The following is a 21,173-nucleotide window of genomic DNA, read 5'->3' as shown; positions in this document are numbered from 1 at the left end:
GCTATGGGAATAAAAAAATATAACCCGACCACACCCAGCAGAAGATATATAACCGGTTATACTTTTGAAGAGATAACCAAGAAAACGCCGGAGAAGTCGCTGCTTCTGCCTTTGAAGAAGAAGGGCGGCAGAAATTGCTACGGCCGTATAACGGTCAGGTTCAGGGGCGGCGGGCATAAGCGGCGTTTAAGGATCATTGATTTTAAGAGGGATAAGAAAGACATGCCCGCTAAGGTGCTGGCGATAGAGTACGACCCTAACAGGTCGGCGAGGATCGCCTTGCTTGAATATCAGGATAAAGATAAAAGGTATATAATAGCTCCCGCCGGCCTTAAGCCCGGCGATGTGATCGTGAGCTCTAATAATCCTGATACCGAGATAAAACCAGGCAACACCCTGCCTATCAGGGTCATACCTTTGGGGACAATGATCCATAACGTTGAGCTGGTCAAGGGTTCGGGCGCTCAGATAATCCGCAGCGCCGGATCATCCGCCCAGATCACGGCAAAAGAAGGCGATTTCGCCCATATACGGCTTGCTTCCGGCGAGGTGCGCCTGATCGGCATTGACTGTTGCGCTACCATAGGCCAGGTGAGCAACATTGAGCATGAGGGCATTGTTAAAGGCAAGGCAGGGCGCAACAGATGGCTGGGCAGGCTTCCTAATATAAGGGGGCTGGCTATGAATCCGGTAGACCATCCGCACGGCGGAGGAGAGGGTAAATCAGGCCAGGGCAACCCTCATCCGGTCAGCCCGTGGGGTATGCCGACCAAGGGTTACAAGACCCGCAAGAAGCGCAAGTATTCGGATATGTACATAGTTAAGAGAAGGAGATAATAAATACTATGCCGCGTTCAGTCAGCAAGGGAGCTTATGTAGAAGAGAGCCTTATGAGGAAAGTAGAACGTCTGCAGAAGACAGGCCAGAGGCAGCCGGTCAAGACCTGGTCAAGGCGTTCCACGATCATACCGGAATTTGTGGGGTTGACTTTCCTGGTCCATGACGGCCGCAAGCATATACCGGTATTTGTGACCGAAAATATGGTGGGGCACAAGTTGGGAGAATTCGCCCCCTCCAGGATATTTAAGAAGCACGGTGGAGTAAAGGCGAAGAAGGCGGCGGACAAAACCTAATTTAAATATATGTTAGTAAACGCGAAGGCGAAATTTATAAAACTCACCCCTAATAAAGTGCGGCAGGTGCTTGGCTTGATCAGGGGCAAGGATGTGGCAGAGGCGTTGACTATCCTTAGTTTCGTGGATAAGAGGCCGAAGACACAGATAACAAAGGTTGTTAATTCCGCCGTTGCCTCGGCGAAGGCCAAAGGCATAGAGCCCAGGCAGCTTTACGTCTCCAAGGCGGTCTGCGAAAACGGCCCTATGTGGAAAAGGTTCAGGGCCGCGGCGTTCGGCAGGGCGACCAGGATACGCAAGAGGACATCTCATATAACCATAGAGTTGGATCTAAAAACCTGAGAGCGCAAATATGGGACAGAAGGTTCATCCGTTTTTACTGAGAATAGGCATCATAAAGAATTGGCACAGCAGGTGGTACGCGCCGCGGCAGAATTTCGCCAAATTCATCCTCGAGGACGAGAAAATACGCAAGTTCATAAAGGATAAATTCAAACAGGCCGCCGTATCGCACATAATCATTGAGCGGCTTACCGAAAAGATACGCGTCAGGATCCATAGCGCCAGGCCGGGGATCATCATAGGCAGGCATGGGGCGGACATAGAGCGCCTGAGGCAGGACCTGTCGGGTATGGTAGGCAGGGAGCTTTTGATAGACATAGAAGAGGTAAAGAACCCCGCTGTCAATGCCCAGTTAGTAGCGGAGAATGTGGCGCTTCAGCTTGAAAAGCGCATCGCCTTCAGAAGGGCGATGAAACGCGCTATTGAGCAGGCAATGAATTCAGGCGCCAAAGGCATAAAGATAGCGACGTCAGGCCGGCTCGGCGGGGCAGAGATGTCCCGGCGGGAGACCTACAGGCAGGGCAAGATACCCTTGCAGACATTGAGGGCGGATATAGATTATGGTTTTGCCGAAGCGCGCACCACCTACGGGGCTATCGGTGTGAAGGCATGGGTCTATATGGGCGACATTATCGGCAAACCGAAAGCAGCACGGGAGGGCTCTGAAGATGGCTCTAATGCCCAAGAGAGTAAAGTATAGGAAGTTCCATCGCGGCAAAAGAAGGGGCGTAGCCACCAGAGGCGCAAACCTGGCTTTTGGAGAATACGGGCTTAAGGCGTTGGGGAACGCTTGGCTTACCAATACGCAGATAGAGGCCATAAGGGTCCTTCTGACCAGGCAGTTGAGGCGCGGCGGAAGGCTGTGGCTGCGCGTTTTTCCTCACAAGTCCACAACCAAGAAGCCGGCGGAAACCAGGATGGGCAAGGGCAAGGGTGAACTTGATAAATGGGTGGCGATAGTCAAGCGTGGCAATATAATCTTTGAATTGGGAGGCATTCCCGCGCCGTTGGCTATAGAGGCATGCCGGTTGGCGGCATATAAGCTGCCTTTCAGGACGAAATTCGTGGCAAGGGAGCATAAATGAAGATAGCGGAGTTGAAGAACCTGAGCGACGCGGAATTAGAGCAGAAGAAGATCTCTCTTCAGGGAGATCTGTTTAAGCTTAATTTTGAGAAATTTTCAGGCAGGGTGGATAAGCCGCATAATTTTTCACTGTATAAAAAAGACATTGCCAGGATAGAAACTATTCTAAGGGAAAGGCGTAAATGAGTACAGAGAATACAGACATAGCCGCAAAGGTAAAAGCACAGGGAAGAAAGCGCACGAGAGGCGTGGTGCTCTCGCGCAAGATGAATAAGACCGCGATCGTCCGCTGCGTCACGCTTACGAGGCACGCTCTATACGGCAAGGTCATGAAGAGGGCGATAAAATTCAAAGTGCACGTTGAAAAGAACAGCGCTAACGCGGGCGACTGGGTGGAGATAGAAGCAGTCAGGCCCATATCAAAGGAAAAACATTTCCGGCTGGTTAAAATATTGAAAAAGGCGGCATAATGATACAACTCAGGTCAATATTAGATGTGGCGGATAATACCGGAGCCAGAAAGGCCTCCTGCATAGGCGTTATCGGATGCAAGGGGAAGCCCTTCGCGAATGTCGGCGATATCATAATGGTCAATATAAAGGAGTCGCAGCCCGAGGCGATAATCAAGAAGGGCGAAAAGGCAAGGGCGGTCGTCGTGCGCACCAGGGCGCCCATAAGGCGCGAGGACGGCTCCATATTAAGGTTTGACAGGAACGCGGTGGTATTCATAGATAATCAGCTTAATCCCAGGGGCACCAGAGTGTTCGGCCCGGTGGCGAGAGAATTAAGGGACAAGAATTTTACTAAGATCATCTCGCTGGCGCCGGAGGTAATTTAATATGTTGAAGATAAAGAAAAACGACACAGTAAAAGTGCTTTCCGGCAGAGACAGGGGTAAGACCGGCAAGGTGTTGCAGTTATACCTCGCGGAAGGCAAGGCGCTGGTTGAAGGTATCAACGTTGTAAAAAAGCATATGCGCCGGGTAAAAGAAGGCCAGCAGGCAGGTATAGTGTCGGTAGATTCTCCCATAAACATCTCTAATATCATGCTGGTATGCGGCCGCTGCCATAAGGCGACGAGGGTAGGTTTTACCGTGCTTAAAGACGGGACAAAGGCGCGCGTCTGCAAGAATTGCAAGGAGACATTATAGAAAATGGACCAGAAGTCACAGCCGGCACGGCTGCAGGTAAGATATAAGGAAGAGGTCATCCCGCAGATGATGAAGCGCTTCGGCTACAAGAACCCTATGCAGGTGCCGCGCCTTAAGAAGATAGTGGTGAATATGGGCGTGGGAGAGGCGCTTACCGACATCAAGATAATGGATAAGGCGGTGGAGGAGCTGGCGCTTATAACCGGCCAAAAGCCCCTTTTAAGGCGCGCCAGGACGGCCATCTCCAATTTCAAGCTCAAGAAGAACGCGCCTGTGGGCTGCAAGGTTACATTGAGGCGCAGGATCATGTATGAATTCATGGACCGCCTGATAAGTTTCGCCATACCGAGGATAAAGGATTTCAGAGGGGTCAACCCGGGCGCCTTTGATAAAGACGGGAATTTTACCTTGGGGTTATCTGAACAGGCGATATTTCCCGAGATCAACTACGATAAGATCTCCAGGGTCCAGGGTATGGATATAACGTTTGTGATAGAAGGCGGCTCCAAAGAGGAGTCGCGCGAATTATTAAAGCATTTCGGGATGCCTTTTAAATCGGAGTAAAACTAAATGGCGAAAGAATCACAGATAGAACGTTGGAAGAGGAAGCCGAAATTCAGCACAAGGCAACATAATCGCTGCCCTATCTGCGGAAGGTCAAGGGGTTACCTGAGGAGATTTCAGCTCTGCAGGATCTGTTTCCGCGAATTGGCCTGGAGGGGTTTGATACCGGGCGTGAAAAAGGCAAGCTGGTAAGAGGAACCTAAAAATGTCAATAACCGATCCGATAGCAGATACGTTAGTTAAATTGAAGAACGCCTCAATGGTATTCAAAGAGAGCGTTGATGTGCCTTTTTCCAGGATGACTCAGTCGATCCTGGAGATATTGAAAAGGGAGCATTATATAGCAGAGATAAAGCCGTTGGAACAAGAGGGAAGCCGCAAGCGCCTGAGGGTATACCTTAAATACTACGCGCCCAAGAAGCCCGTCTTGACCGGGATACAGCGCAGGTCAAAGCCCGGATTAAGGGTTTATTCCCGGTGTAAGGATATGCCTTTTGTGCTTCGCGGTAAAGGGCTGGCAGTTGTTTCCACTTCTAAAGGCCTGATGACAAATAAAGAGGCGCGCGGCCAGAAAATCGGCGGCGAGGTTTTGTTTTACATTTGGTAAAAACGCTAATTAACGCTAATACGATATGTCAAGACTAGGAAAACAACCGATAGCGATCCCCGAGGGAGTTAAGCTGCAGGTCAGCGGCAAACAGATCTCCGCCGAAGGCCCTAAAGGCAGAGACGCCTATACTCTTCCCGGGCCCATAGAGGCGAGACTGGAAGACAATAAACTGGTCCTGACAAGGGCCGATGACAGCAAGGCAGCAAAGTCGCTTCACGGCCTTAGCAGGGCGCTGGTTTTTAACATAGTAAGAGGGGTCAAGGAGGGTTACGCCAAACAGCTTGAGATACAGGGTGTAGGATATAAGGCGGTTGTGCAGGGGAAGAACCTGATGATTACCTTAAGGTTCACCCATCCCGTGGTTTTCCCTGTGCCCGACGACATTAAGATAGAGGTACAGAAGAATACCCTGATAAGCGTAAGCGGCATCAACAGGCAGCGCGTAGGGGAGATAGCCGCTGAGATCCGTTCTATTTTCCGGCCCGAGCCGTATAAAGGCACCGGCATCCGCTACGCGGGAGAAAAGGTCAAGAAGAAACTCGGAAAAGCGGCAACAACTAAGTCGTCATAATATGGATAAGAAAAAGATAGCAAGATTGGAAAGGCATAAAAGGATAAGGAAGAAGATACACGGCTCTTCATCTATGCCGCGTTTGTGCGTCTTCAGGAGCCTCAAGAATATTTGCGCGCAGGTCATTGATGACAGCCGGCAGAAGACGCTTTTTTCCTTAAGCACTGCCGATAAGGCCATAAAGAAGTCGCTGCCTTACGGCGGAAACGTAAAGGCCGCTGCCGTATTAGGGCGGGAGGTCGCCCGGCTCGCGGGGGAACGCGGGGTAAAGCAGGTTGTCTTTGACCGCGCCGGCTATGCCTATCATGGCAGGATAAAGGCGCTTGCCGAGGCGGCAAAAGGCGCGGGTTTAAGTTTTAACGACAAAGGAAAATAAGGCACGATATGAATAATCCAAGAGGGGGTACTAGAGAAGGCGGCCGTCAGGAGCAGCCGGATTTTGTGGAAAAGGTGGTTACCATAAACAGGATAACCAAGGTTACCAAAGGCGGCAAGAAAATGTCTTTCAGCGCCCTGGTCGTGGTCGGCAATAAAAAAGGCAACGCGGGCTTTGCCCTGGGCAAGGCAAACGAAGTTGCCGATGCCATACGCAAGGGTTTGGCCGCCGCCAAGAAGAGCATGGTGAAGATCGATCTGAAGGGTACGACAATAAGCCACGATATACTGGGAAAATTCGGCGCGGCCACGGTATTGCTGAGGCCGGCGTCGGAAGGGACCGGCATAATCGCGGCCGGAAGCGTCAGGGCGGTCTGCGAGGCGGCGGGCATCAAGGATATACTTACAAAGTGCCTCAAGTCAAACAATCCGGTAAATGTTATCAAGGCGGTATTTGACGGCCTTGCCCGCCTTAAGCCGGACCGGGAGGTAGAACAGAATGTTGCTTAGCGAGATCCGCCCTCCGGAGGGCTCAAGGAGGAGAAAGAAGCTCAGGGGGCGCGGCTCAAGTTCAGGCCACGGCAAGACCTCCTGCCGCGGCTCTAAAGGGCAGTTGTCGAGGGCAGGCAGGCATTTTTACGCCGGCTTTGAAGGCGGCCAGATGCCGCTTATCAGGAAGATCCCCAAAAGAGGGTTCAGGGTATATAAGAGGTCCGAATATCAGCTGATAGACATCGCGCGGCTGAAGCGGTTTGAGAAAGACAGCGTTCTTAATCCCGCGCTGTTAAAGGAAAAACGGCTGATAAAAGACGAGAAAGGCCCGATAAAGATACTGGGCAATATGGAATTGGCAAAGCCGCTCACTGTAGAGGCGGATGCTTTCTCAAAGGCAGCACGCCGGTCGATTGAAAAGGCGGGCGGTAAAGCGGTTATAAGAAATGCTCAGCGCGCTTCTTAATTCCTTTAGGATACCGGAACTGAAGAAGAAGCTGTTGGTTACCCTGGGCCTTCTTGTGGTATACAGGATCGGCTGTTTCGTGCCTACTCCGGGGATCAACGGCGCTGAGCTCGCCAAGTTTTTTAAACAGATAGGCCAGACACAAGGCGGCGCGCTCTTTGGCATAATCAATATGTTTTCCGGCGGCGCGATGGAGCGGATCACCATATTCGCGTTGGGCATCATGCCTTACATATCCGCCTCCATCATATTGCAGCTGCTTACGGCTATAGTCCCCGCTTTGGAGAAGTTAGCCAAGGAAGGGCAGGCGGGCTATCAGAAGATCAACCAGTACACAAGGTACGGCACTGTCGCGCTGGCTTTAGTCCAGTCGTTCTTTATATCGCTGTGGCTGGAAAGCCCGGCAAGGTTTGAGGGTTTGAGCATAGTGGCCGATCCCGGCTGGAGTTTTCGTTTTATCACGATGATAACGCTTACCGGCGGGACGATCTTCATAATGTGGCTGGGAGAGCAGATACAGGAGAGAGGCATCGGCAACGGGATATCTTTGATAATCACCGCGGGCATTATCTCGCGGATCCCCACAGCCATACAGCAGTTGTTTTTTCTTATCGCTCCCGGAAAGGGCGCTGCCAGGCAGATCGAACCCGTGACGCTTTTGATCATGGCGGCATTCCTTGTGGCGGTGGTCTGGTCTGTCACGCTGATCACGCAAGGCCAGCGTAAGATCCCTGTCCAGTACGCCAGAAGGATAGTCGGCAGGAAGATCTACGGCGGGCAGAGCACCTATATCCCTTTGAAGGTCGATACTTCAGGGGTCATAGCCATAATCTTCGCGCAGTCCATCATATTATTTCCGGCTACGCTCGCCACCTTTATTCCCAACCCGGCGTTTCAGCGTATAGCAGAGTCGCTGTCGCGCGGGCATGGCCCTTATACGCTGCTCTATGCTTTATTAATAGTGTTCTTCTGTTATTTCTATACCGCCATTGTCTTTAATCCGCGCGACCTCGCGGACAATATGAAGAAATACGGCGGCTTTATCCCGGGCATACGGCCGGGCGAGCCTACAGCGGAGTATCTTAACTATGTAATGACCCGGATCACGCTGGCAGGCGCGATGTTCATAGTAGCGATCGCGATATTGCCGGATATGATCATGGCGTCGCTTAATGTCCCTTATTTGATCGCTTCATTCTTCGGCGGCACCGGTATCCTTATAGTCGTAGGGGTAATGCTGGATACCATAAAACAGATCGAGTCCCATCTTCTTATGAGGCACTACGAGGGGTTTATCAAATCGGCGAAGATAAAGGGAAGAAGATGAGGATAGTATTGCTCGGACCGCCTGGGGCAGGCAAGGGGACGCAGGCAAAATTGCTCATTGAATATCTCAAGGTGCCGCATATCTCAACCGGCGACATATTGAGAGAGACGGTGAAGGGTAATTCTGATATCGCGGCAAAGGTGCGCGAGATAATGAACAAGGGCGAGCTGGTCCCCGACGACCTTGTGACCCAGATGGTCTCCTTGCGCCTTAAGAAAGAAGACGCGTCCAAGGGGTTCATCCTTGACGGCTACCCGCGCAATATATCGCAGGCAAAGCGCCTGGATGAGATATTGACTGATAAGCCGATAGACGCGGTTATCTACCTGGAGGCCTCAGAGGATGTTGTCATACAGCGGCTGACCGGCAGGCGCGTATGCAAAAAATGCGGGGCGAATTATCACATCAAGAATATGCCTCCCAGGTCGGAAGGCTTATGCGATGCCTGCGGCGCGGAACTGATCCAGCGTTCCGATGACCAGGCCGATACCGTAAAAAAGCGCCTGGACGTTTATCTGAAGCAAACATCGTCTTTGATAGATTATTATAATAACGAAGGCATACTGCTGAAGTTATCGGCCGACGAAGATTCGGACGTGGTATATAGGAAGCTCATTGAGATACTGAAAAAGTAGATGATCGCCCGCAGGCAAGCAGATGAAATTGAGGTTATCCGCCGCGCAGGTGCCATAGTTGCCGAGGTCTTGAGGATCCTGGCGGCGCGCGTAAAGCCGGGGATAACGACTCAGGAGTTGGACATCCTGGCAGAAGAGAGTATCAGGGGCCGGCAGGCGAAATGCGCGTTCAAGGGTTACAGGGGCTTTCCCTCGGCGGCGTGCGTTTCCGTGAATGAGGAGGTTGTTCACGGCATCCCGTCTTCAAGGGTGATCAAAGAGGGCGACATAGTCAGCATTGACCTGGGCGTGGAGCTATCCGGGTTTTTCGCCGACGCCGCCGTTACCGTGGGCGTGGGCAAGATCAGCGCTGAGGCGTCAAAGCTCCTGGAGGTTACGCGCAAAGCGCTGACCTTGGGGCTTAAGCAGGCAAGGCCCGGCAACCACGTCTCTGATATTTCTTACGCGGTGCAGAACTGCGTGGAATCACAGGGGTTCTCAGTGGTGCGGCAGTTTGTGGGGCATGGGATCGGCAGGAAACTGCATGAGGATCCGGAAATACCCAACTTCGGCAGGCCGCACAGAGGAGAACGCCTGGAGGCGGGTATGGTGCTGGCGATAGAGCCGATGGTCAACGCGGGCACGTGGGAAGTCGCGATATTAGATAACGGTTGGACCGCGGTGACGGCTGATTCAGCGTTGTCGGCGCATTTTGAACATACTGTAGCCGTAACGGAAAAGGGGCCGGAGATATTGACGGTATAATATGGCCAAAGAAGAATTAATAGAGGTTGAAGGCACGGTCGTAGAAACACTTCCCAATGCCATGTTCAGAGTGGAATTGGAGAACGGTCATATAGTTCTGGCCCATGTCTGCGGCAAGATGAGGATGCATTTTATAAGAATACTGCCGGGAGATAAGGTTAAGCTTGAATTATCGCCTTATGATCTAAGCCGGGGAAGGATAATACACAGAGGAAAATGAAAGTCAAGGCGTCTGTTAAGAAGATTTGCAGCAACTGTAAGATAATCAGGAGAAAAGGGGTTATCAGGGTTATCTGCGACAATCCCAAACACAAGCAAAGGCAAGGTTAGGACTCCAGGGAGGCATTATGCCAAGAATTTTAGGCGTTGATATTCCAAAGGAAAAACGAATAGACATTTCGCTTACTTATCTGTTCGGCATCGGCAGGAAGACATCGCGCGATGTCCTTAAGGAAGCCAATATTGAGGTAAGCAAGCGCGCCAAGGATCTGACCGACGAGGAAGTGGCCCATATCACTACGGTGATCCAGAAAGGCGTCGGGAAGGTCGAGGGAGACAGGCGCCGCGATATCTCACAGAATATAAAGCGCCTTATGGATATCGGCTGCTGGCGGGGCCTGAGGCATAAGAAAAGCCTTCCCGCTAGAGGCCAGAGAACGCGCACTAATGCCAGGACCAGGAAAGGGCCGCGCAAGGGCGGCATGGCAATAATAAAGAAGGCGGAATCATAATTTCTGGAGGTTAAATGGCAGCAACCACAAATACAAATACAACAACACAACAGGCCAGGCCCAAGAAAAAGAAGGTCCTGAAAAATGTCACCAGCGGGATCGCCCATATACAGGCCAGTTTCAACAACACAATAGTGACCATTACGGATAAGCAGGGGAACTGTTTAGTATGGGCGACGCCGGGGATAGTGGGGTTTGGCGGCTCAAAGAGGTCTACGCCTTTTGCCGCTCAGATAGCCGCGTCTGAGGCCGCGAAGAGGGCTAAAGATATGGGTATCAAGGAAATAGAGGTAAGGGTGAAAGGCCCCGGCTCGGGAAGGGAATCCGCGATCAGGGCGCTGCAGGCAGCGGGGCTTACCGTGACATCCATAAAGGATGTCACTCCCATTCCTCACAACGGCTGCCGTCCTACAAAGAGAAGGAGAGTATAGTTATGGGCAGGTACATCGGTCCGTCATGCCGGCTTTGCCGCAGGGAAGGGATGAAACTCTTCCTGAAGGGGGTAAAGTGCCACAGCGAGAAATGCACGCTTGTAAAGCGCGCTTACGGCCCGGGCGATCACGGCAAAATGAGAACGAAACTTTCCAACTATGGGCTGCAGCTGAGGGAGAAGCAGAAGGTGAAGACGCTTTACGGCGTGTTGGAGAGGCAGTTCAGGAAATATTTCGCCATAGCGGCAAAGACAAAGGGCGTAACAGGCAAGATACTGCTGCAACTTTTGGAGAGGCGGCTGGACAACGTTATTATAAGGACGGGCTTTGCCACATCGCACGCGCAGGCAAGGCAGGCGGTGCGCCATGGGGCAGTTTACGTGAATGACAGAAGGGTTACCACGCCTTCTTTTCTGGTTAAAAGCGGCAACGTTATTCAGCTCAAGGCAAAAGAAGCGGTTTTAAATAAGGTCAGGGAAAGTGTTGAAGCCACCAAAGATTGGACAAGGCCCGGCTGGCTTGAGGTGGACAGCAAAGGGCTTAGCGCCAAAGTGATCCGCCTGCCGGAAAAAGACGATATCGCTGTTCCTGTCCAGGAGCAGATGATAGTTGAGTTGTATTCAAAATAAAGTGAAGGAGACAAGATAAGATGGGAATAAAGTGGAGAGATTTCCAGATGCCAAAGCGTGTTGACTGCGATGAGGCCGGCAGTTCCAATACGTACGCTAAATTTATCGCGGCGCCTTTTGAAAAAGGATACGGCGTGACTTTGGGAAACTCGCTCAGGCGCGTGCTGCTTTCGTCCATAGAGGGGGCAGCCATTACGTCTGTTAAGATCGAAGGTGTAATGCACGAATTCTCTACCTTGCCCGGTGTCCTGGAGGACGCGGTGGAGCTCATCTGCAACCTGAAGAAAGTCGTCCTGCGTTCATATTCCAAGGTGCCTAAGGTGATCTATATAAAGAAGGATAAAAAAGGAGAGATCAAGGCGAAGGACATCATAGTTGATGAGTCGGTGGAGGTGATCAATTCGGACCTGCATTTGGCTACCCTCACCAAAGACATAAAATTCCACGCGGAGATGGAAGTCGGCCGCGGCCGCGGTTATCTGACCGCGGAACAGAATGAAAGAGAAGACCAGCCGATAGGCACAATAGCCATAGATTCTATCTTTACGCCCGTAACCAAGGTGAATTACCACGTGGAGAATACGCGCGTGGGCCAGCGTACCGACTACGATGCCCTGATACTGGAGATCTGGACTAACGGAGCGATAAGCCCCAAGGACGCCCTGCTTTACGCGTCAAATATACTGCAGAGGCATCTTGACCCGTTTGTCGGCTTAGGGCAGATCCCCGAGGAAGAGGAAGAAGAGGAGCAGATGTCTGCGGAGGAAGTCGTCTTGTACGAGAAGTTTAAGCTGCCCATATCCGAACTTGAGTTGTCGGTGAGAAGCTCCAATTGCCTTCGCGAGGCGAACATAAAGACCATTGCCGAACTCGTCAGGAAGGCCGAAGATGAGATGCTTTCGTTCAAGAATTTCGGCAAGAAGTCGCTAAGCGAGATAAAAGAGCTGCTCGCCAGCATGGGCTTGAGCCTGGGGATGCAGGTTGATACGAAAAAACTGAAAGAGACCAAATGAGACATAGAAATAAGAAAATGCAGTTGAACCGTTTTACCAGTTGGAGAAAGGCGACCATAAAGAGCCTGTTGCGCTCCCTTGTCTTGTATCAGTCAATACGCACTACCAAGCATAAGGCAAAGGCAGCCAGGCCATACGCGGATAAATTGATATGGCTGGCAAAGAAGGGGGATCTGGCAGCCAGAAGGCGCGCCTTTGTCGTCCTGGGCGACCACCGCCTTGTTCAGCGGCTATTTACTCAGTTGGCTCCTTTGTTTGCCAAGAGAAGCAGCGGATACACGAGGATACTGCCTTTGTCTAACCGGCGCGGCGACGGGGCAGAGCTGGTCCTGTTTGAGTTTACCGAGAAAAAAGCGGAGGCGGCCCCCGTAGTCAAAAAGGCCGTTGCCGAGAGGACAGGAGAAAAAGAGAAACCCAGGGAAGAGATCAAGAAACCGAAGGCAGCGGCAGAGCCCCAGCCGCAGGAACAGAAAAGGCCGGAAAAAGATGTCAAGCCGAAGAAGAAATTCTTAGGCGGCATCCGTAATATATTCAAGAAAGAACGCGACTCACTATAGATTTTACTTTGAACGCAGATTCTCGCAGATTTGCACGCATATGGTCGCAGAGTTAATCTGCGTAAATCTGCGTTAGATATGCGTTAATCTGCGTTCAAATATATACCCTATGCCTATCAAGCTTGCCAAAAGAGTCCAGCTTATCAATCCTTCCTTGACTCTGAAGATAACGGCCAAGGCAAAGCAGTTACGCAAAGAAGGGAAGGATATCATCGGTTTCGGCGCCGGCGAACCGGATTTTGACACGCCCGACGCGATCAAGCAGAAAGCTATAGAAGCGATAAAGAGCGGTTTTACTAAATACACCGCTACTTCAGGCATACCGGAATTAAGAAAACTCATATGCGAGAAGTTCAAAAGGGATAACGGCATAGAGTATTCTCCGGAGCAGATAGTCGTTTCCTGCGGCGCGAAACACTCCATATACAACATCATCCAGGCGCTGGTTGATAGAGGCGATGAGGTGGTCATACCGGCGCCGTACTGGGTAAGCTACCCGGAAATGGTGAATCTTGCCGAGGGTAGATCCGTCGTAGTTAACACGGATCCCGCCGGCGGCTTCAAACTTACCCCCGCACTCCTTAAGAAACACATAAGCCCAAAAACTAAGGTCCTGATCCTGAACAGCCCCTCTAACCCCACGGGCGTGGTTTATTCCCGTGAAGAGCTGACAGCCCTGGTGGACGTTTGCCTGGAGAGAGGGATCTTCATAATAAGCGACGAGATCTATGAGAAGATAATCTTTGACGGGCTGAAGCACCATTCACCCGCGTCGTTTGGCAGGCAGGCCCTTGAGCAGGTAATTACCGTCAACGGCGTATCCAAATCATTCGCGATGACCGGATGGCGCATCGGCTATTTAGGCGCGCCGCTTGAAATAGCCAGGGCAGTGGACAACATCCAGAGCCACTCTACTTCCAACGCCGATTCCATCGCGCAAATGGCCTCAGTTGCCGCCTTAGAGATGGATGAGAAGATCGTAAGGGAAAGATGCGCGCAGTTTTTGAAGCGGCGCGACTACATAGTGGGGCGGCTGAAGAGTATCAAGATACTGAGCCACATACTTCCGCAGGGAGCGTTCTACATCTTTATTAACATATCAAAGACCGGGATGGATTCGCTTACCTTCTCTTCGCGGCTTCTTGATGAGGCGAATGTGGCGCTTGTGCCCGGCATCGGCTTCGGATATGATGATTTCGTGCGCGTAAGCTTTGCCACGAGCATGGAGAATATTGAGAAGGGGATGGACAGGATCGAAAAATGGGTAAGACAGTAGTAGAGAAGATATTAAGCGAGCACGCCGGCAAATCCCTTACTGCCGGCGATTTTGCGGTATGCAAGGTTGATTTCTGTTTTGGCCAGGACGGCACCAGCGCGATCATCATTGACAGGATCGCTGAATTGGGGATAAAGAAGCTTGCCGCGGCGAATAAGTTCTGCATGGTGATAGACCACAGCGCGCCTTCGCCGAAACAGGAGGTCTCCGCCATACATAACAGGATGCGCGCCTTCAGCGGTGAATTCGATACGGGGCTTTATGACATCGGCTGCGGCGTCTGCCATCAGGTCATACCTGAGTCGGGGCACGTATATCCCGGTGAACTCGTTCTCGGGGCTGATTCGCACACCTGCACTTACGGGGCGCTGGGCGCCTTTGCCAGCGGCGTGGGCTCAACAGACCTGGCCATCGCGCTGGCAGGGGGCAAGAACTGGTTTAAGGTGCCCGAAACCATAAAGATAATAGTAGACGGACGCCTGCCCAAAGGCGTCTTTGCCAAAGACCTTATCTTGCATATTATCGGCGACTTCACTTCCTCCGGCGCGACGTATCAGGCGATAGAATTTTACGGCAGCGCCATAGGCGCCTTAAGTATGGACGCGAGGTTCACAATATGCAATATGGTGGTGGAGATGGGGGCAAAGTGCGCCTTTATGCCCGTGGATAAAAAGGCGCGGGACTGGCTTAAAAAAAGGCCGATCAAGAAAAAATACAGGATACAGAAGGCCGATAGCGATGCCGGATACAGATCGGTAAAACATTATGACGCGGATAAGATCAGGCCCACGGTTTCAAAGCCGCACGCGGTTGACAATACAGCCCTCGCGGGCGAGTTATCGGGCGTGGGGATCAACGAGGCCTACATCGGCACCTGCACTAACGGCCGCCTCGAGGATTTAAAGATCGCGGCGGATATACTTAAGGGCAGAAAGGTCAAAGACGGGGTGCGCCTTATAGTCGCCCCCGCTTCCAAAAATATATTTTTAGAAGCGCTCAAAACAGGTATAATAGATACGTTGGTCAAGGCGGGGGCGGTCATAGTCGCTCCCGGCTGCGGCCCGTGCGTAGGCACGCATAACGGCGTGCCTGCTGATGGAGAATCGGTGATCTCCTGCGCTAACAGGAATTTCAAGGGCAGGATGGGCAACCCGAAGGCGTTCATATATCTTGCTTCGCCCGCCACCGTAGCCGCATCCGCCCTGACAGGGCATATAACCGATCCGAGGAAGGAGATGAGATAATGGAATTGAAAGAATTGCTTATGCTGGCGGTAAAAAATAACGCCTCTGATCTGCACCTTACCGCGTCCCAGCCGCCGATATTGAGGGTCAGCGGCCAATTGGTCAAAACGGACTTCCCGGCTTTGAGCAAAGAAGATAACAAGCGTCTTATCTACAGCGCGTTAAGCAGTTCCCAGAAAGCGGCGTTTGAAAAGGAGCTGGAACTGGATTTTTCTCTGGCGCTTCCCGGGCTTGACAGGTTCAGAGTGAATGTGCATATGCAGAGAGGGTCTGTGGAAGCGGCATTAAGGCGCATACCGCTGAATATCCCTACATTCAACGATTTGGGCCTGCCCCAGATATTGATAGACCTTGCCAGAAAGCCAAACGGCCTTGTGCTGGTTACCGGGCCTACCGGCGTAGGCAAGACCACGACCCTGGCCGCCCTGATAGACCTGATAAACAGCGAGAGAGAATGCATGATAATATGCATTGAAGACCCTATAGAATTTGTTCATCCTAATAAGAAGAGTATCGTAAAACAGAGAGAGCTGTATTCCGATACCTACTCATTCGCGTCGGCTTTGAGGCACGCTCTTCGGCAGGACCCGAACGTGATCGTAGTGGGAGAGATGAGGGATCAGGAGACGATCGCCACCGCGCTTACCGCGGCCGAAACCGGGCATCTTGTCCTTGCCACCCTTCATACGCCCGACGCGCCGCAGACGATCCAGCGCATCATTGACGTGTTCCCTCCGCATCAGCAGGCGCAGGTAAAACTTCAGCTGGCGGCTTCCCTGCAGGGGATAGTTTCGCAATTACTGCTCAGGCGCGCCGACGGAACAGGTATGGTGCTTGCTACTGAAATAATGATCGCCACCCCCGCTGTGAGGAATTTAATAAGAGAGCAGGAGGTCGAGCAGATGCCGACAGTCATGCAGACCGGCAGCCAGTACGGGATGAAGACAATGGATAAGTCGCTGAAAGAGCTTTACCAGAAAGGTCTTGTCTCTATGGATACGGCGATGCAGAAGGTGAAGAACCCCGGCGAGTTCAAGTCGTTATAAAATGGTGATCTCAGGCAAGGCGGTATTATTAGGCGACAATATCAACACCGACTTTATCATATCGGGGCGCTACAAATTCGCCATCACCGATATGAAAGAATTGGCGAAGCATATTATGGAGGACATTGACCCGGATTTCCCTGAAAAGCTTACCCCTGGCAAGAGTATCATAGTCGCCGGCGGCAATTTCGGCCTCGGCTCATCGCGCGAGCAGGCGCCGTTGGTCATAAAGGCGGCGGGCATAAACGCCGTCGTGGCAAAGAGTTTCGCGCGGATATTTTACAGGAACGGATTTAATATAGGGCTGGCGCTTATAGAGGCGGATACCGGCGGGATAAAACAAGGCGACGAAATAGTGATAGATATAGAGAAAGGTGTATTGGAGAATAAGAGCCGGCAAACGCGCACCCCTTTTAAGCCGCTGAATAAAGTTATGCGCACGCTGCTTGAGGACGGCGGCCTGGTGGCGCATTTTAAGAAACATGGCGGGATAAAGTTATGAATCACACAATTACATTAATCCCCGGAGACGGCATAGGGCCGGAAGTGGCAGAGGCGGCACGGATGTGCGTGGACGCCGCCGGAGTTAAGATCAAATGGGAGGAGGCGGTTGCCGGCGAGACAGCGCTTAAGAAATACGGCACAGTCCTGCCTGAGCAGACGCTTGATTCGATCAGGAAAAACAAGGTCGCGCTGAAGGGCCCCATAACCACGCCTGTCGGCAGCGGGTTTCGTTCCGTAAACGTTGCCATACGCCAGAAGCTTGATCTCTACGCTTGCCTGAGGCCGGCAAAATCATACGAAGGCGTAAGATCAAAATATAAAGATATTGACCTGGTGCTGGTCAGGGAGAACACCGAAGACCTTTACGCGGGCATAGAATTTCAAAAGGGCGAAGCAGACACAAGGTCAGTCATTGAGAAGATCAATTCCCTCAGGGATAAGAAAATCATTGCCGATTCAGCCGTTTCCATAAAGCCGATATCGGAGTCCGCGTCACGGCGCATAGTCAAGTTTGCTTTTGAGTACGCGCTTAAGAACGGCCGCAAGAAAGTCACAGCCGTGCATAAGGCCAACATCATGAAGTTTACCGACGGGCTGTTCCTGTCGGTTGCCCGGGAGATAGCGGCTGAATACGAAGGCAGGGTCGCTTTTGACGATGCCATCGTGGACAACCTGTCAATGCAGCTTGTATTGAGGCCGCATAATTACGATGTTTTTGTCCTGCCCAACCTTTACGGCGATATCTTATCGGACCTTTGCGCGGGGCTGGTGGGAGGGCTGGGAGTCGCTCCCGGCGCCAATATTGGAGACGGCATAGCCGTATTTGAGGCGGTGCATGGTTCAGCGCCTAAGCATGCCGGGAAGAACAGAGTGAATCCAGCGGCGATGATCCTCTCCGCGGTGTTAATGCTGAAATATCTCGGCGAAGAAAATGCCGCCTTGAAATTGGATAAGGCCGTAAGCGATGTTATGCGCGAGGGCAGGTCCGTGACCTACGACTTAAAGGAAAACAGGGATGATCCCTCTGCCGTGGGCACTCTTGAGATGGCAGAGGCGATTGCCGCAAAGATCAAAAAATAAATGCCAAAGATTTCAATAATCGGCGCCGGGAACGTCGGCGGACTGGCCGCTATGCGCCTTCTGGATGAGGCGATAGCGGATGTTTTTTTGATAGATATTGCCGCGGGCCTGGCAAAGGGAAAACAGCTGGATCTTGAGGACTCCTCGGCTGTATTCAAAAGGGATTACCGCGTTTTCTCGTCGCAGAATATTTCCGATGTAGAGGGCTCAGATTTGATCGTTGTAACGGCGGGCCTGGCGCGCAGGCCCGGGATGAGCAGGGAAGACCTCTTAAGGAAAAATGCCGACATAATAAAAGGCATCTGCCTGGAGATCAGGCGCCTGGCGCATGATTCTATTGTGATAATTGTGACCAATCCGCTGGACGTAATGACGCAGCTCGGCCTTAAGATAACCGGTTTCAGGAGGGAAAGGGTCATAGGCATGGGCGCGGGGCTTGATTCCGCGCGTTTCGCCAACCTCATCAGCAGGGAGCTTAATGTGCCTCAGTCCGAAGTAGAGGCGTTGGTCATAGGCGCGCACGGAGCCGGGATGCTTCCCTTGCCGCGTTTTTCCCGTGTAAAGAATGCCCCCCTTGATAAGCTGCTCGACAAGGCCGCGCTGGATGAGCTTGTCAGGCGCACTGTTGAACGCGGCGCGGAGATCGTAGGCGCGCTCGGCAGCGGCAGCGCTTATTTCGCGCCGTCGGCGGCAATAGCCGATCTGGCAAAGGCGATATTAAAGGATGAGAATAAAGACATCCCCGTATCGTGCTGCCTTGAAGGCGAATACGGGCTTCACGATGTATGCGTCGGCGTGCCCTGCAGGATCGGCAGGAGAGGCATCGAGCAGATTATAGAGTTAGAGTTGAATGCCGAAGAGAAAAGAAGGTTATCAGAGTCGGCGGAAGAGATAAAGAAGTCCACCAGATGGATTACGACTTAGCGATAATCGGCGCAGGGTGGGCGGGTTTCAGCGCCGCTATGTACGCCAGAGAAAACGGCCTCAACACCTGCCTGATCGAAAAGGATAAGATCGGCGGCACCTGCCTGAACAGGGGCTGCATACCCACCAAAGCGTTTGTCCAGTCCGCGAAGGCGCTGTCCCATTTACAGAAGATACCCTCTTTCGGCGTAAAACCGCGGGGGGCCCAGTTTGATTTTCAGCAGGCGCAGAACTGGCGTAAGGCGGTCATAGAAAAGCTTTCAAGAGGGATGGATTTCCGCGTAAAAAAGTCCGGGGTAGATTACATCCAGGGCGCGGCGAAAATAATCTCACCCAACGAAATAGAGGCCGCGAATAAAAAGATCTCGGCAAAATTCATTCTTGTCGCCACCGGTTCAAGACCGGCGCGGCTGCCGCGGCTGGCATACGACTCGCGGAGAATAGTTTCCAGCGACCACGCGTTAGAATTTACAGAGGTGCCTGAGAAGCTGCTTATCGTAGGCGGCGGATTTATCGGCTGCGAATTTGCCTCAATATACGGCAGCTTTGGTTCGGAGGTTACGATAGTAGAGATGTTGGAGCGGCTGCTGCCGGTAGAGGACGCGGAGGCGTCGCGGAAGATCGAGTCGGCCTTCAGGAAGAAAAAGATCAAGGTTTTGACAAAGACGGATTTATTCTCGCTGAAATTAGATGAATTTGATAAGGTGCTGGTGGCCATAGGCCGCGTAGCCGATACAGAAGGCCTGTTTGATGCCTCATTAGGCATCAAGACGGAAAAAGGCAGGATCGTGGTTGACGATCATTTGCGGGCCGGCGTCGGGAACATATATTCTGCCGGCGATGCTTCAAGCAGTATTCAATTGGCGCATCTGGCGGCGTATGAGGGCCGCCTGGCAGTGAGGAATATGCTGAACCCGGATAAGCCGGTAAAAAGAGACACGCGCGCGGTTCCTACCTGTATATTTACCGAGCCGGAGGTTGCCAGCGTGGGCCTTAACGAAGAGGCAGCAAAAAAGGCAGGCATAAACTACCTTGTGAAGAAATTGGATTTTCCGGCAAACGGCATGGCGCAGATCATGAACGAAACCGACGGGTTCATTAAAATATTAGTTGAGTCCGGCACAGGCCCCGCCCGCGACGGGGCAGGCAGGATATTGGGGGCGACAATTGTCGGGCCGTCTGCCTGCGAGCTGATCGCGTTATTGACCTGCGCGGTCAACAACAACCTCAGTAAAGATTCCATTGATAATACCATATTCGCCCATCCTTCATTATCCGAGCTGATCCAGGAGACGCTGAGGCAATAGTGGATTTCATCGATCTCGGTATCATTGACTTTGAAACGGCGTTTAACAGGCAGATTGACGCGGTCAGCCGCGTTAAGGCAGGCGCGGACGATATCGTATTATTCTGCGAGCATTCGCCGGCATGCGTTGTTCTGGGTAGAAAGGCAGGCAGGCAAAACATCCTTAAGGATGAGGCATTTCTGGTTGAGAGAGGTATCAGGGTCGTTTCGGCGCCGCGAGGCGGAGATGTTACTTTGCATAATCCGGGACAACTTGTGGTTTATCCCGTCTTAGATTTAGGCAGGCACAAAAAAGATATACATTGGTATTTGAGCGCGTTAGAAGGCCATGTCTGTAAACTTTTGCGCATATACGGCGTTAACGGCGAGGTCAAAACCGGCAACAGGGGGGTATGGGTAGGGGAGAAAAAGATCTGCTCCATAGGCATAGCCGTCAGCCGCTGGGTCAGTTTTTTTGGATTTGCCCTCAATGTCAACAATGACTTATTGGAATTTACCTATATAAGGCCCTGCGGCCAGGACATAGAGATGACGTCTATACAGAAAGAATCGGGTAAAACCATACCCATTGATAAGGTGGCCGGGGATATTTCAAATCTATTTGTAACTGACGGAGGTTTCAATGACGCAGATAATCTTACCGGAATTGGGAGAAGGCATAACTAAGGCAACCATATCGTATTGGTATTTCCAGGAGGGCGAAAAGGTCAATCAGGGCGATGACCTGGTTGAGCTTACCACCGATAAAGCCACCTTTAACCTGCCCAGCCCAGCCAGCGGCACTCTTGCCGAAATACTATCACAGGAAGGCTCGGACGTGGAGGTCGGCCAGGCCCTTGGCAGGATAGAGGAAGGGTAAAAAACCTTTCGCATAAGGTGCTTGACAATTGCTTTTTGTATGGTATACTTATACTAAAATAAGGGTTAGGGTCAACCCG

The 21,173-nt window shown here is 51.9% G+C and carries 35 protein-coding genes; all 35 read left to right on the top strand.

Annotated elements, in window-relative coordinates; genetic code table 11:
* Positions 1-3: 3 nt before the first annotated feature.
* The 35 genes from rplB (at position 4) to PHR44_05970 (ending at position 21,094) form a co-directional block, all read left to right on the top strand.
* Positions 4-837, top strand: a complete 834-nt coding sequence (gene rplB / locus PHR44_06140) for a 50S ribosomal protein L2 (protein MDD4910243.1) — start codon at positions 4-6, stop codon at positions 835-837.
* A gap of 8 nt (positions 838-845) precedes the next feature.
* The gene (rpsS, locus tag PHR44_06135) at positions 846-1,133 is read left to right on the top strand and encodes a 30S ribosomal protein S19 (protein MDD4910242.1); all 288 of its coding nucleotides are present in this window, start codon (positions 846-848) and stop codon (positions 1,131-1,133) included.
* A gap of 9 nt (positions 1,134-1,142) precedes the next feature.
* Positions 1,143-1,475, top strand: coding sequence for a 50S ribosomal protein L22 (rplV, locus tag PHR44_06130; protein ID MDD4910241.1), 333 nt, complete (start codon positions 1,143-1,145; stop codon positions 1,473-1,475).
* A gap of 10 nt (positions 1,476-1,485) precedes the next feature.
* The gene (gene rpsC, locus PHR44_06125) at positions 1,486-2,175 is read left to right on the top strand and encodes a 30S ribosomal protein S3 (protein MDD4910240.1); all 690 of its coding nucleotides are present in this window, start codon (positions 1,486-1,488) and stop codon (positions 2,173-2,175) included.
* The gene (gene rplP / locus PHR44_06120; protein ID MDD4910239.1) at positions 2,144-2,560 is read left to right on the top strand and encodes a 50S ribosomal protein L16; all 417 of its coding nucleotides are present in this window, start codon (positions 2,144-2,146) and stop codon (positions 2,558-2,560) included. Before rpsC ends, rplP begins: the two co-directional genes overlap by 32 nt.
* Entirely contained in the window at positions 2,557-2,745 is a 189-nt protein-coding gene (gene rpmC / locus PHR44_06115) for a 50S ribosomal protein L29 (protein MDD4910238.1), read from the top strand. The genes rplP and rpmC overlap by 4 nt, the downstream gene beginning before the upstream one ends.
* On the top strand, positions 2,742-3,029 hold the full coding sequence (gene rpsQ / locus PHR44_06110) for a 30S ribosomal protein S17 (protein ID MDD4910237.1): 288 nt from the start codon (positions 2,742-2,744) through the stop codon (positions 3,027-3,029). The genes rpmC and rpsQ overlap by 4 nt, the downstream gene beginning before the upstream one ends.
* Complete coding sequence (rplN, locus tag PHR44_06105) at positions 3,029-3,397, top strand: 50S ribosomal protein L14 (GenBank protein ID MDD4910236.1); 369 nt, start codon at positions 3,029-3,031, stop codon at positions 3,395-3,397. The genes rpsQ and rplN overlap by 1 nt, the downstream gene beginning before the upstream one ends.
* Position 3,398: 1 nt before the next feature.
* On the top strand, positions 3,399-3,710 hold the full coding sequence (gene rplX, locus PHR44_06100) for a 50S ribosomal protein L24 (protein ID MDD4910235.1): 312 nt from the start codon (positions 3,399-3,401) through the stop codon (positions 3,708-3,710).
* Between the two features lie 3 nt (positions 3,711-3,713).
* Positions 3,714-4,274: a 50S ribosomal protein L5 gene (gene rplE, locus PHR44_06095; GenBank protein MDD4910234.1), complete on the top strand. Its 561-nt coding sequence runs from the start codon at positions 3,714-3,716 to the stop codon at positions 4,272-4,274.
* A 6-nt stretch (positions 4,275-4,280) separates the two neighbouring features.
* Positions 4,281-4,466: a type Z 30S ribosomal protein S14 gene (locus PHR44_06090; protein ID MDD4910233.1), complete on the top strand. Its 186-nt coding sequence runs from the start codon at positions 4,281-4,283 to the stop codon at positions 4,464-4,466.
* Positions 4,467-4,479: 13 nt separating this feature from the next.
* A complete protein-coding gene (gene rpsH / locus PHR44_06085) occupies positions 4,480-4,881 on the top strand; it encodes a 30S ribosomal protein S8 (protein ID MDD4910232.1) in 402 nt (133 codons plus the stop codon).
* A gap of 25 nt (positions 4,882-4,906) precedes the next feature.
* Complete coding sequence (gene rplF, locus PHR44_06080; protein ID MDD4910231.1) at positions 4,907-5,455, top strand: 50S ribosomal protein L6; 549 nt, start codon at positions 4,907-4,909, stop codon at positions 5,453-5,455.
* Position 5,456: 1 nt separating this feature from the next.
* Positions 5,457-5,831 (top strand): 50S ribosomal protein L18, encoded by a 375-nt coding sequence (gene rplR / locus PHR44_06075; GenBank protein MDD4910230.1) that lies wholly within the window; start codon positions 5,457-5,459, stop codon positions 5,829-5,831.
* Positions 5,832-5,839: 8 nt separating this feature from the next.
* Complete coding sequence (gene rpsE, locus PHR44_06070; protein ID MDD4910229.1) at positions 5,840-6,340, top strand: 30S ribosomal protein S5; 501 nt, start codon at positions 5,840-5,842, stop codon at positions 6,338-6,340.
* Positions 6,330-6,788, top strand: coding sequence for a 50S ribosomal protein L15 (gene rplO / locus PHR44_06065; protein MDD4910228.1), 459 nt, complete (start codon positions 6,330-6,332; stop codon positions 6,786-6,788). Before rpsE ends, rplO begins: the two co-directional genes overlap by 11 nt.
* Positions 6,769-8,115, top strand: a complete 1,347-nt coding sequence (gene secY / locus PHR44_06060) for a preprotein translocase subunit SecY (protein ID MDD4910227.1) — start codon at positions 6,769-6,771, stop codon at positions 8,113-8,115. The genes rplO and secY overlap by 20 nt, the downstream gene beginning before the upstream one ends.
* The gene (locus tag PHR44_06055) at positions 8,112-8,750 is read left to right on the top strand and encodes an adenylate kinase (protein ID MDD4910226.1); all 639 of its coding nucleotides are present in this window, start codon (positions 8,112-8,114) and stop codon (positions 8,748-8,750) included. Before secY ends, PHR44_06055 begins: the two co-directional genes overlap by 4 nt.
* The gene (gene map / locus PHR44_06050; GenBank protein MDD4910225.1) at positions 8,751-9,494 is read left to right on the top strand and encodes a type I methionyl aminopeptidase; all 744 of its coding nucleotides are present in this window, start codon (positions 8,751-8,753) and stop codon (positions 9,492-9,494) included.
* 1 nt (position 9,495) lies between these two features.
* A complete protein-coding gene (gene infA / locus PHR44_06045; protein MDD4910224.1) occupies positions 9,496-9,714 on the top strand; it encodes a translation initiation factor IF-1 in 219 nt (72 codons plus the stop codon).
* Entirely contained in the window at positions 9,711-9,824 is a 114-nt protein-coding gene (gene rpmJ, locus PHR44_06040) for a 50S ribosomal protein L36 (GenBank protein MDD4910223.1), read from the top strand. The genes infA and rpmJ overlap by 4 nt, the downstream gene beginning before the upstream one ends.
* 17 nt (positions 9,825-9,841) lie before the next feature.
* Positions 9,842-10,225: a 30S ribosomal protein S13 gene (gene rpsM, locus PHR44_06035; protein ID MDD4910222.1), complete on the top strand. Its 384-nt coding sequence runs from the start codon at positions 9,842-9,844 to the stop codon at positions 10,223-10,225.
* Between the two features lie 14 nt (positions 10,226-10,239).
* Positions 10,240-10,656 carry a 30S ribosomal protein S11 gene (gene rpsK / locus PHR44_06030; GenBank protein ID MDD4910221.1) on the top strand — a complete coding sequence of 139 codons (417 nt, stop codon included), beginning with the start codon at positions 10,240-10,242 and terminating at the stop codon, positions 10,654-10,656.
* Positions 10,657-10,658: 2 nt separating this feature from the next.
* Positions 10,659-11,285: a 30S ribosomal protein S4 gene (rpsD, locus tag PHR44_06025; GenBank protein MDD4910220.1), complete on the top strand. Its 627-nt coding sequence runs from the start codon at positions 10,659-10,661 to the stop codon at positions 11,283-11,285.
* A 20-nt stretch (positions 11,286-11,305) separates the two neighbouring features.
* A complete protein-coding gene (locus tag PHR44_06020; GenBank protein ID MDD4910219.1) occupies positions 11,306-12,298 on the top strand; it encodes a DNA-directed RNA polymerase subunit alpha in 993 nt (330 codons plus the stop codon).
* The gene (gene rplQ, locus PHR44_06015) at positions 12,295-12,855 is read left to right on the top strand and encodes a 50S ribosomal protein L17 (GenBank protein ID MDD4910218.1); all 561 of its coding nucleotides are present in this window, start codon (positions 12,295-12,297) and stop codon (positions 12,853-12,855) included. Before PHR44_06020 ends, rplQ begins: the two co-directional genes overlap by 4 nt.
* A 109-nt stretch (positions 12,856-12,964) precedes the next feature.
* Entirely contained in the window at positions 12,965-14,131 is a 1,167-nt protein-coding gene (locus tag PHR44_06010) for a pyridoxal phosphate-dependent aminotransferase (protein ID MDD4910217.1), read from the top strand.
* Positions 14,116-15,375, top strand: coding sequence for a 3-isopropylmalate dehydratase large subunit (locus PHR44_06005; protein ID MDD4910216.1), 1,260 nt, complete (start codon positions 14,116-14,118; stop codon positions 15,373-15,375). The genes PHR44_06010 and PHR44_06005 overlap by 16 nt, the downstream gene beginning before the upstream one ends.
* Positions 15,375-16,421 (top strand): type IV pilus twitching motility protein PilT, encoded by a 1,047-nt coding sequence (locus PHR44_06000; GenBank protein MDD4910215.1) that lies wholly within the window; start codon positions 15,375-15,377, stop codon positions 16,419-16,421. The genes PHR44_06005 and PHR44_06000 overlap by 1 nt, the downstream gene beginning before the upstream one ends.
* Before the next feature lies 1 nt (position 16,422).
* Positions 16,423-16,923, top strand: a complete 501-nt coding sequence (locus PHR44_05995; protein ID MDD4910214.1) for a 3-isopropylmalate dehydratase — start codon at positions 16,423-16,425, stop codon at positions 16,921-16,923.
* Positions 16,920-18,005, top strand: coding sequence for an isocitrate/isopropylmalate dehydrogenase family protein (locus PHR44_05990; protein ID MDD4910213.1), 1,086 nt, complete (start codon positions 16,920-16,922; stop codon positions 18,003-18,005). Before PHR44_05995 ends, PHR44_05990 begins: the two co-directional genes overlap by 4 nt.
* Complete coding sequence (locus tag PHR44_05985) at positions 18,006-18,929, top strand: malate dehydrogenase (protein MDD4910212.1); 924 nt, start codon at positions 18,006-18,008, stop codon at positions 18,927-18,929.
* Positions 18,914-20,236 (top strand): dihydrolipoyl dehydrogenase, encoded by a 1,323-nt coding sequence (gene lpdA, locus PHR44_05980; protein ID MDD4910211.1) that lies wholly within the window; start codon positions 18,914-18,916, stop codon positions 20,234-20,236. The genes PHR44_05985 and lpdA overlap by 16 nt, the downstream gene beginning before the upstream one ends.
* Entirely contained in the window at positions 20,236-20,901 is a 666-nt protein-coding gene (gene lipB, locus PHR44_05975) for a lipoyl(octanoyl) transferase LipB (GenBank protein MDD4910210.1), read from the top strand. The genes lpdA and lipB overlap by 1 nt, the downstream gene beginning before the upstream one ends.
* Positions 20,858-21,094 carry a lipoyl domain-containing protein gene (locus tag PHR44_05970; protein MDD4910209.1) on the top strand — a complete coding sequence of 79 codons (237 nt, stop codon included), beginning with the start codon at positions 20,858-20,860 and terminating at the stop codon, positions 21,092-21,094. The genes lipB and PHR44_05970 overlap by 44 nt, the downstream gene beginning before the upstream one ends.
* Positions 21,095-21,173: the final 79 nt, after the last annotated feature.

It is taken from the genome of Candidatus Omnitrophota bacterium (assembly GCA_028707125.1).
Taxonomy (GTDB): domain Bacteria; phylum Omnitrophota; class Gorgyraeia; order Gygaellales; family JAQTUX01; genus JAQTUX01.
Note: the sequence above shows the minus strand (reverse complement) of the source record. Positions and strands in the feature narration are given on the sequence as shown.